This is a genomic window from Algoriphagus aquatilis (assembly GCF_042657405.1).
GTDB classification, from domain to species: domain Bacteria; phylum Bacteroidota; class Bacteroidia; order Cytophagales; family Cyclobacteriaceae; genus Algoriphagus; species Algoriphagus aquatilis.
On record NZ_JBHSKS010000009.1, the window covers coordinates 182,937 to 193,203 of the forward strand.

The following is a 10,267-nucleotide window of genomic DNA, read 5'->3' on the forward strand; positions in this document are numbered from 1 at the left end:
AATCGATTTACTTCTCCAAAAGTTCCTTGAATTCGTCGATGGAGATACTCTTTTCAGTAAGATTTATTTTCTCCATGACCAAGGCAAGTACTTTGTCATTTTGGACAGAGGTCAGCATATTCATATAGTTCTGACCGTCATTACCTTTCAGGTAGTTGTCTACAAATAGGTCCATGCTGGCTTCCAATTGAGATCCCAAACCTGAAGAGGCAAACTGCTCTCGGATCATTTCCTTGGTTTTTTCGACCACATCGGCATGCTCGGCCTGCACCCCGTTATCTTTTGCAATCTGATTCGAAATCAATGACCAAGTCAATTGTTTGGCGTAGATCGGATATTCGTTTTCAACGTCAGCTACAGTTACTTTTCCATCATTTGCTTTTAAAAGCCACTCTTTAAGGAAATCATCAGGAAGGGATAAGTTGGCTTTTTCGACCAAAACCTTCTTTAGCTCTTCTTCTGTGAACACTTTCGATTCTCTCACATAAGAACCCTGAAGAGTTTCTTTTACTTTGGCTCTAAATTCCTCTTCAGACTTCACTTGGTCTGGTCCAAATATCTTATCAAAGAAATCTTTATCAAGAGAAGCAGCTGCTGTTCGGTTGATGTTTTTCACGGTGAAAGTAAGTGGGCCTTTGGCTGCTTCTTGCTCATCAGCGGTAAGACCAAATGCTTCTGACCATTCCTCTTTTTTCACTTCTTTGGATTCAAATTCCACTACAGCGTCTACACCTATTCCGATGAATTTACCGGTAAGTTTTTTAGAAATTTTAGCGCTATCCAAGGAAATTGTTTTTGAAAAATCTCCCTCAGTGGCTTTTAGATCGCCGTAGATAAAATCTCCAGTTTCTGAAGTCTCTGGATTAGAGTTTTCTCCATACTGTGATTTTAGGTTCTCGATGGTTTCGTCAACTAATTTGTCATCTACCAAGATGCTATATTTGGTAGCGGCAGTCGTGTTATCTAAAGCGATTTGAATGTTTTCTACAAAACCTATTTTGTATTCGAATTCAAACTCCTTATCTGCTTTCCAATCAATAGAATTATCTGCTTTTTCTACAGGAAGTGGTTCTCCTAAGATTTTGAAAGTTTGTTCCTTTAAGTAAGTATTCAGTGATTCTCCAAGGATGCTGTTGATTTCGTCTACCAAAAGGGATAAACCATACATGTTTTTAACCATCGAGATAGGAGCTTTACCCGGGCGGAATCCTCTGATTACAGCCTTCTTTGCGTAATCCTTGAGTTTGGCATCTACCTTTGGTTGATAATCTGCTTCATTTAGTTTAATTTTAATTGAAGCCTGATTTGCTGAATGCTTGTCTAATGAAATTTCCACTGTGTATCGAATTAAACAGATGTTGAATTAAAAACCCCCAACCACTTTCCTGTTTGATAACAGTTGAGAGATTGAGGGCTTGTGCTGTGCGGATAGAGGGACTCGAACCCCCATGCCTCGCGGCGCTAGATCCTAAGTCTAGTGCGTCTACCAATTTCGCCACATCCGCAATGGATCCAACCAGATTTGACTTCTTTACTTTTAAAGTATGTCGGTTTCTAATTGTGGATGCAAAGGTAAAGACATATTCTAAATTTCCACAAGTCATTGAAAAAATATTTCCGAAAAAAGTGGTGATAAGTCCAAACCACTCCCAAATTTGAATCAAAATTGCCCTGACATGGTCCATGTGGATGTAGAAGAAGAACGAAAAGAAATTCTTAAGCGGTACCGGAAATTATTGAAGCAGGCAAAGCCTGTGCTCAAGCCTGGAGATACTAAGTTGATTAAGAAGGCCTTTAATATTTCATTGGATGCTCATAAAGACATGAGACGAAAATCCGGTGAGCCTTACATCTATCACCCGCTTGAGGTTGCCTTGGTTTGTGTGGAGGAAATTGGTCTCGGTACAACCTCGATCATCTCTGCTCTGCTTCATGATGTGGTCGAAGATACCGATATGGAGCTGGAGGATATCGAACGTGAGTTTGGTCATAAGGTAATGACGATCATCGATGGGCTCACCAAGATTTCAGGTGTCTTTGAATATGGCAGTTCACAACAAGCGGAAAATTTCCGTAAAATGTTGCTGACCTTGTCAGATGATGTCCGCGTGATTCTGATCAAGCTGGCAGATCGACTCAACAACATGAGGACGCTAGGTAGTATGCCTCGCCATAAACAGCTGAAAATAGCTTCAGAGACTATGTATTTGTATGCGCCGTTGGCGCATCGCCTAGGTCTTTATGCGATTAAATCAGAATTGGAGGATTTGTACCTAAAGTATACTGACTCAGAAACCTACATAGACATTGTTAAAAAAATAAATGAGTCCAAAAGCTATCGTAACAAGTTCATTAAAACCTTCATCCAACCTATCGAGGATGAATTGATCCGTCAAAAATTTCATTTTACCATCAAGGGTCGACCTAAATCTGTCTATTCGATCTATAATAAGATGAAAAAGCAGGGAATACCTTTTGAAGAGGTTTATGACTTGTTTGCAATACGGATCATTTTGGATACCGAGTTGGAAGAAGAGAAAGCCGATTGTTGGCAGGTATATTCTATAGTCACGGATTTTTACAGACCTAATCCGGATCGATTGCGGGATTGGATAAGTACTCCTCGTTCCAATGGTTATGAATCACTTCACACTACGGTTATGAGTAACACCGGTCAGTGGGTAGAGGTCCAAATACGAACGAATAGGATGGATGAAATAGCTGAAAGAGGATATGCTGCTCATTGGAAATACAAAGATTCCTCCGGTAAATCAGGTCCTGGTTTAGATGAGTGGATCAATCAGGTTAGAAGTATGCTTGAGTCCAACGATGGCAGTGCTATTGAGTTTATGGATGATTTCAGGGGTAATTTTTTCCACGACGAAGTATTTGTCTTTACCCCTAAAGGTGAACTAAAAGTATTGCCTCACGGAGCTTCTGCTCTGGACTTTGCTTTTGAAATTCATACTGAAATAGGTGCCAAATGCATCGGGGCCAAAGTAAATCAGCGCCTGGTACCTATCACTCATAAACTCAAAAACGGGGATCAGGTCGAGATTCTGACTTCAAGTAAACAGAAACCCACTGAGGATTGGCTCAGCAATGTGGTTACTTCACGAGCCAAAGCAAAAATCAAAGATGCCCTTCGTGAGGAGAAAAAATCTGCCATCATAGATGGGAAAGAAATTGTTCAGCGAAAACTAAAGTCCATGAAGATGGATTTTACCTCAGAAGTAGTGGAGCAGCTTCGAGCATTTTTTGAATTAAAGACAGCCAACGAGTTTTATTACAGAATCGGGAAGGGAATCATTGATCCTACTTCAATTAAATCCTTTAAGGATTTCAAAGAAAATCAAAAACTGAAGGCAAAAGCCACCGGGAAGGTCAAAGATGAATCCACTTTTACAAAAGAAATCAAAAGTATCAAGGGATCTGACCACGATCAGCTATTGATTGGAGAGGATATGGATGTGGTGGATTACATTTTGGCAAAATGCTGCAATCCAATTCCCGGCGATGATGTCTTTGGATTTGTAACAATCAATGAAGGAATCAAAATCCACCGAACTTCCTGTCCCAACGCCTTGGAGCTACTTTCCAATCACGGCAACAGAGTGATCAAGGCAAGATGGACCAGCCAAAAGGAAATCGCATTTCTGGCGGGCTTGAGAATAGTAGGTACTGATCGGGTTGGATTGATCAATGATGTAACCAAAGTGATTTCCAATGAACTTAAAGTCAACATGCGTTCGATTACTGTGGATTCTGATGCAGGTGTTTTCGAAGGCACCATCAAACTTTACGTGCATAGTACTGAGCACTTAGATCACTTGATAAAAAACCTTCAACTTGTAGAAGGTGTCATAAAGGTCTCTCGCTTTGATTGAGCTTGAATCTTTTCTAAGCTGTAAAAGTTATATTTGAAAAAAACCGGAATCATGTCTTTGAATACCTCTCATTTCGAAGAAGTAAAAAAAATATTCACCGCGTACCTCGAAACGCAAAAGCTCCGCAAAACCCCGGAACGATATGCAATTTTGGAGGAGATCTACAGCAGAACGGGTCATTTTGATGTGGAGGGACTCTACATCAGTATGAAGAATAAAAACTACCGAGTGAGCCGAGCTACGGTATACAATACTTTGGACCTTTTAGTAGAGTGCGATTTGGTTACCAAACACCAGTTTGGTAAAAATCTGGCCCAGTTTGAGAAATCTTATGGATACAAACAGCACGACCATTTGATCTGTGTGGATTGCAATAAAGTATTGGAATTTTGTGATCCACGAATCCAAAACATTCAAAATACCGTTGGAGAAATCTTAAACTTCAAAGTGTTGCACCATTCCTTGATCCTGTATGGGCATTGCAACAATGAAAATTGCCAAAACAAAAAAGAACTCGCATGAAATGCCCATGAGAAAATGTCTCACACAGGGGAATGGTTATTCAGGGCATTCTCCCGATAAAAGATCGGGACAGGCTATCTGACCGTTAAAAATTAAATTATAAACAGATGAAACTAACCTACGAACTCAGTAAAGATGAAAAAGCCAGCTATTTGCATATTCATGGGGATTTGATTGGTGATGAGGTAGGGCCAAAGTTGGTAGAGGTAGTCTCAGATGCGGTAGAAGATGGGGCTAAAACTTTTGTCATTGACCTGAGCGGGGTACGCTACATCAGTTCTAGTGGCATTGGTCTTTTGATTACGATGCTTACCAAAATGAGGAATGTAGGTGGCGAAGTTTATTTGACTTCTCCCTCAGAGCACGTGAAAAAACTACTCATTATCACGAAGTTGAATAATATCTTCACTGTGTTTGACTCGGTTGAGGATTTCAAGTCCAAAAATTGATTTAAGGCTCCTAAAGGGGCCTTTTTTACTTTTATAATGACCACTGATAATAAATAGGTTTTTTCCCTTGGTTTTCTATGCCCTTATCGCAAATTTCGGCCTTTAAAAACTCTTATAAGCTTAGAATTCGCATCAAATGAAGATGGATGTATTGCTGGGTCTCCAGTGGGGAGATGAAGGAAAAGGAAAAATTGTAGACGTGCTTGCTCCTCAATATGAGGTAGTAGCCCGATTTCAAGGAGGCCCAAATGCAGGGCATACGCTTGAATTTGATGGGATTAAGCATGTGCTTCATCAGATTCCCTCTGGAATTTTCCGCTCCCAAATCCTGAATATAATCGGTAATGGCGTGGTGCTGGATCCAATTATCCTCAAAAGGGAAATTGATGGTCTAGGGAAGTTTTCTATCGACTACCAAAAAAATCTGGTGGTATCCAAGAAAGCCACTATTATCATTCCTACTCATAAGTTGCTGGATGCAGCCTACGAACAGTCCAAAGGAGATAAAAAGATCGGCTCTACGTTGAAGGGAATTGGCCCTACCTACCAAGATAAAATTGGACGGTCTGCGCTAAGAATCGGAGACATACTCAGTCCCGATTTTAGAGAAAAATATGAATTGCTTCTTGATAAGCATAAAACTACGCTTTCATTCTACAATTTTCCATTGGACCAATTGGCCGAGATGGAGGCAAGCTTCTTTGAGGCAATTGAATTTGTGAAGACACTGAATCTCATTGACAGTGAATATGTGGTGAATGAGGCTTTAGCTTCCAACAAAAGAATTTTGGCTGAAGGAGCTCAAGGGTCTCTTTTGGATGTTGACTTTGGTAGCTATCCATTTGTTACCAGTTCCAATACCATGACCGCGGGTGCCTGCACAGGATTGGGAGTGGCGCCTTCCCGTATCGGTCAGGTCTTTGGGATATTCAAGGCTTATTGTACCAGAGTAGGGAGTGGTCCATTTCCAACAGAATTGTTTGATGCTACAGGTGAAGCCATGAGAAAGGAAGGAAATGAATTTGGAAGTACGACAGGCAGACCTCGAAGATGTGGTTGGTTGGATCTTCCGGCATTGAAATATTCTATCATGATCAATGGAGTCACGGAGCTTTTTATGATGAAAGCGGATGTGCTTAATATTTTCGAGGAAATCAACATTTGTACACATTATGAGCTTCCTACAGGAGAGAAGGTTGATAAACTAATGTTTGAAATCACGGATATGGAGGTGAAACCAGTTTACAAAAAAATGAAGGGATGGCACTGCTCTTTGGCAAATGTTAGATCTTACGATGAGTTTCCTGTTGAACTCAAAGATTACGTATCCTATCTGGAAGAAGAATTGAAAGTTCCCATCAAATTAGTCTCAGTTGGTCCGGACAGAGTTCAGACGATTATGAGATAAATTTAATTTAAGGATGACATAAAAAAGCTCTTGACAATTCCACTGTCAAGAGCTTTTGTTTTTATTTCCCTTCTCCTTTTATTAGAGTCTATTTTGGAAAAAGTGAAAGCACTGAGGATTATTTGTGTGGTTGTTTTTTGGCTAGTAGAGATAGCTCCGACGCTTGGTCAAATAGGCTTTCCTTATTGCGAAACATTCCAGACTCCGGGTACACAGGCCAAGACGATTTTTGGAGGAGATGCCCGTCTGACAGAGGGTGTTCTGAGATTGACCTCAAACCAAAACGACCAAAGGGGGTATGTCTATATTGATGTGCCTTTTCCTTCTACCTATGGATTGAAAGTGGAGTTTGAATTTTTTATTTATGGAGGAATAGGTCTATTTCAAGCAGATGGCCTATCCATGTTTTTGTTTGATGGAGATTCGCCAAGTTTTTCTCCCGGAGGATTTGGAGGTTCGTTAGGCTATGCTCAAAGAGGAAATGAACCCGGCCTATCCAAGGCCTATTTGGGAGTTGGGTTTGATGTTTTTGGAAACTTTGGAAATACCACCGAAGGTCGTGTAGGGGGATTTTCTTCTTTAGATCAAAATGGAAGGGCACCAAATTCCATAGTACTTCGAGGACCTGGGAGTGGATTTACAGGTTACCCATTTGTAGTAGGAAGAAAAACGATGGAGATGGGTACAGATAAGGATGGGTTTAATCCAGGTGCGCAATTTCCAATTAGCTCAGGAGGTTCTGGAACATCTCGTGTAACAGATCCTATGAAGCCAGGTTACCGTAGAGTTAATTTAGAGCTCCAGCCTGATCCAGATGGAAATGGTTTTTTTATAACGCTTACTATGCTGGTTACCACGCAGGAAAATCTCCCCAGACAGGTTACCATTTTTGACAGACCTTTCAACTTTCCCGCTCCTAAGAACCTTAAAATCGGCTTTGGTGCCTCCACAGGAGGATTTAATAATTTTCACGAAATCAGAAATCTAAAAGTAGAGGTCTCTGCCGACGATGCACTCAGGGATCCTCAAGGGGTTGATTTTTCGGAAATTGCCACATGCGCCGGACAGGAAAATCAATTTTTCATTACCGATGAGGAAGTCCTACTTCCAAATGAAAATAGCGTCATCCGATGCCTTCAATTCTATAAATCACTAGAAGATATCGAAGAAGAATCTGGTGATTTATGTTCGCAGGCAAGATGTCTGGAGCAGAATAGAGTATTGATCGTGCCTCAGGGGATTTTTCAAGCCAGTGACCAGGCCGGTGGATTCACGTTTTTCCCAAATGAAGATTATATAGATCAAGAGGTTACGGTATACTATACGATCACAGACAGTTACGGTAAGACATCGAAGGGAAATGCGATGACATTAAAAATTCAGGAATCGCCAGAGCCGATAAGACTATTGAAAAAGGGTGAACAAGCTTCCCTGAGTGTAATTGAAATATGTGAAGGCGAAACAGTCCAGATGCTGGGGGAAGGGAATGAAGTTTACGAACGATTTGAATGGATGAAAGATGGTGTTCTTATTCCAAATGCCACACAGTCTGAATTTGCAATAGCAGAAGAGGGAGAGTATGAGATCATCGGGTATAACCGCAAGAATTGTCCTGCGATTAGTAATAAGGTTAGAGTGAAATTCCCTGATTATCCAGATCTTAATTTCGATCAGCCCCTTGTTCTATGCGAAATTGGTAAAACATTTAATTTATCCTCCTTAATTGAGGGTTTTGACCTTTCAAAATTTGATTATAGACTTTCTGGTAATGGAAGGACTTTGATTAATGAAGAATTGAAAGCCATAAAGCAATCCGGAAATTATCAGATTCAGGTAAAGCCCAAAGAGTTGACTTGCTATTCTGATCCTATAGATATTGAGATTTTTATTCAAGAAATTCCGTTGAATGTCAATTTTGAATTTGAGGTAGAAGGAACAGGAATCAAAGATGATACGGGAGGGGGTATATTTCCGGATGATGTAATTCAATTTGAAGATTTGTCAGATGAAAGAGCAGTGAAGTGGGATTGGGATTTTGGAGATGGGCAAAAGTCGACTGAGAAAAACCCGAAGCACATTTTTGGAAAAAAAGGAATTTTTCAAGTTAAACTAACAGTAACTGACAAGTACGGTTGTCAATCCACATTTGAAAAGGAATTATCAATCACAAAAAGTTATCGTCTCATGATACCCACGGGTTTTACTCCTGGAGAAGTAGATAATAAGACCTTTTTACCCAAGTATAAAGGCTTGGTCTCATTTCAACTTTTTATTTTCAATTCTTGGGGAGAGTTGATTTTCTCTACGACTGACTTGAATACCTCAGGTTGGGATGGGATGCTAGATGGAACTGTTCAGGATGCAGGGGTTTACTTTTTTAGAGTAAAAGGAGTGGCGACGGATGGAGAGAAGGTGGATGAGAATGGTAAGTTTAGGCTGATAAGATGAGGAAGAGCTTTATTATTTTTTTGCTGTTAAGCATCCTGAAAGTACCTGTTTCTGGTCAGGATATTCAATACAGCCAATATTATGCAAATCCCATTTACCTCAATCCTGCGGCCACAGGAAGTACTGACAGAAATAGAGTTGGGGTAAACTTTAGAAATCAATGGCCTGCCTTAGATCAGACTTTTATAGCTTACACAGCCTACTTTGATACCTATTCAGAGCGATTAAATTCTGGATTTGGGATAATTATTCAAGGAGCTAATGAATCATTTACCCGGACCAGTACAATGGAAATCGGAATCACTTACAGTTATCGGTTAAAGCTTTCGGAAGATGATTTTATTCAGGCTGGCTTTCAAGGTAGTTTTTTATCCAGAGATGCTTTATTTGACCGTGTTATTTTAGGAACGCAGCTTGATATCAATAAAGGTATAGTTGTAGGTCTGCCAGGTGAAGCATTTGAAGGAGATAGTCAAATCCGAGCAGGAGATGTCCATGCTGGTTTGATTTATTATGGGAAAAAGTTATGGTTAGGTGTTGCTGCTTCCCATTTGGTGCAGCCGGAAATTAGCTACCTGTCAGGTGGCGATGATCGACTAGCTGTAAAAAAAACAATTCATGGAGGGTATCGAATTGGATTAGCTCCCGGTGATATCAATGATTATTTTAATAATACTGACCAAGAACGTTCACTGACATTTGGGTTCAATTACAAAGAGCAAGGGCAATTTTCCCAGTTGGATTTTGGGACTGAGTTTTATTTTGAACCTTTGGTCTTAGGGATTTGGTATCGTGGACTTCCTACCAAATATAGTCTACCAAACAATGAATCTTTGATTGCACTCATTGGAATAGGACTTGAGTCTGGTTTCGATTTGGGATATAGTTTTGATTTCCCTATTTCAAAGTTTGGATTAATGGGGACTGGGGGTGCCCATGAGATTTCCTTGAGATATGCTTTTTCAAACCAACCGAATGGTAAAAGGTATTACGCTCCTTTGCCTTCATTCAGGTATTGAAATCTTCAATTAGGAGATCAATTGAAAAAAATCTATGATATTTTCTTTTTCCAAAGTTCATTTTTTGATGAACGCATTTTTTTTCCATCATTATCAGTGCGTTAACTTGTTTTTGAGGTTTTTTCAGAAAAATGACTTGCTGAGAACATAAAAACGCAGATATTTGCACTCCCAAACGACGCGAACGGCATCGGGGATAAAGATGAGAGGAGGGAGATTGGGGTTTTACTTGATATAGTAGGGCCTAAAATTGATCCGGGTTTGAAGCGGGAAAAAAAGTTTTAAAAAACTTCTTGCTGAAGAGAAAAAGCTTCTTACCTTTGCAACCCTGTTCGGAAGGAAAGGGGATAAAAAACTGGAAATCGAAAGATAAGAAAACGATGACCACAATCTCTGGAAATGACCGGAGACAAGTTCTTTGAAGTGATGTAAGGCGAAAAAGAAATAACCTGAGGAGAGGAGTTTATGATTTATACTTTAGATCATAGATGACTTAAAATAGAAACTTTACAATGGAGAGTTTGATCCTGGCTC

General features: G+C 40.0%; 7 protein-coding genes and 1 tRNA gene. 6 read left to right on the top strand and 2 right to left on the bottom strand.

Features of this window, described 5'->3' with window-relative positions:
* Positions 1-7: 7 nt before the first annotated feature.
* The gene (locus tag ACFPIK_RS12675; RefSeq protein WP_377915815.1) at positions 8-1,336 is read right to left on the bottom strand and encodes a trigger factor; all 1,329 of its coding nucleotides are present in this window, start codon (positions 1,334-1,336) and stop codon (positions 8-10) included.
* Positions 1,337-1,423: 87 nt separating this feature from the next.
* Positions 1,424-1,505, bottom strand: a tRNA-Leu gene (locus tag ACFPIK_RS12680).
* A 171-nt stretch (positions 1,506-1,676) separates the two neighbouring features.
* Between ACFPIK_RS12680 and ACFPIK_RS12685 the strand changes: the two genes are divergently transcribed.
* The 6 genes from ACFPIK_RS12685 to ACFPIK_RS12710 all read left to right on the top strand — a co-directional run bounded on the left by ACFPIK_RS12685 (position 1,677) and on the right by ACFPIK_RS12710 (position 9,733).
* A complete protein-coding gene (locus ACFPIK_RS12685) occupies positions 1,677-3,887 on the top strand; it encodes a RelA/SpoT family protein (protein WP_377915829.1) in 2,211 nt (736 codons plus the stop codon).
* A 51-nt stretch (positions 3,888-3,938) separates the two neighbouring features.
* Positions 3,939-4,409, top strand: a complete 471-nt coding sequence (locus ACFPIK_RS12690; protein ID WP_377915817.1) for a Fur family transcriptional regulator — start codon at positions 3,939-3,941, stop codon at positions 4,407-4,409.
* A gap of 107 nt (positions 4,410-4,516) precedes the next feature.
* A complete protein-coding gene (locus ACFPIK_RS12695) occupies positions 4,517-4,858 on the top strand; it encodes an STAS domain-containing protein (RefSeq protein ID WP_377915819.1) in 342 nt (113 codons plus the stop codon).
* 136 nt (positions 4,859-4,994) lie between these two features.
* Positions 4,995-6,266, top strand: coding sequence for an adenylosuccinate synthase (locus ACFPIK_RS12700; protein ID WP_377915821.1), 1,272 nt, complete (start codon positions 4,995-4,997; stop codon positions 6,264-6,266).
* A gap of 30 nt (positions 6,267-6,296) precedes the next feature.
* On the top strand, positions 6,297-8,714 hold the full coding sequence (locus ACFPIK_RS12705; RefSeq protein WP_377915823.1) for a PKD domain-containing protein: 2,418 nt from the start codon (positions 6,297-6,299) through the stop codon (positions 8,712-8,714).
* The gene (locus ACFPIK_RS12710; RefSeq protein ID WP_377915825.1) at positions 8,711-9,733 is read left to right on the top strand and encodes a PorP/SprF family type IX secretion system membrane protein; all 1,023 of its coding nucleotides are present in this window, start codon (positions 8,711-8,713) and stop codon (positions 9,731-9,733) included. Before ACFPIK_RS12705 ends, ACFPIK_RS12710 begins: the two co-directional genes overlap by 4 nt.
* Positions 9,734-10,267: the final 534 nt, after the last annotated feature.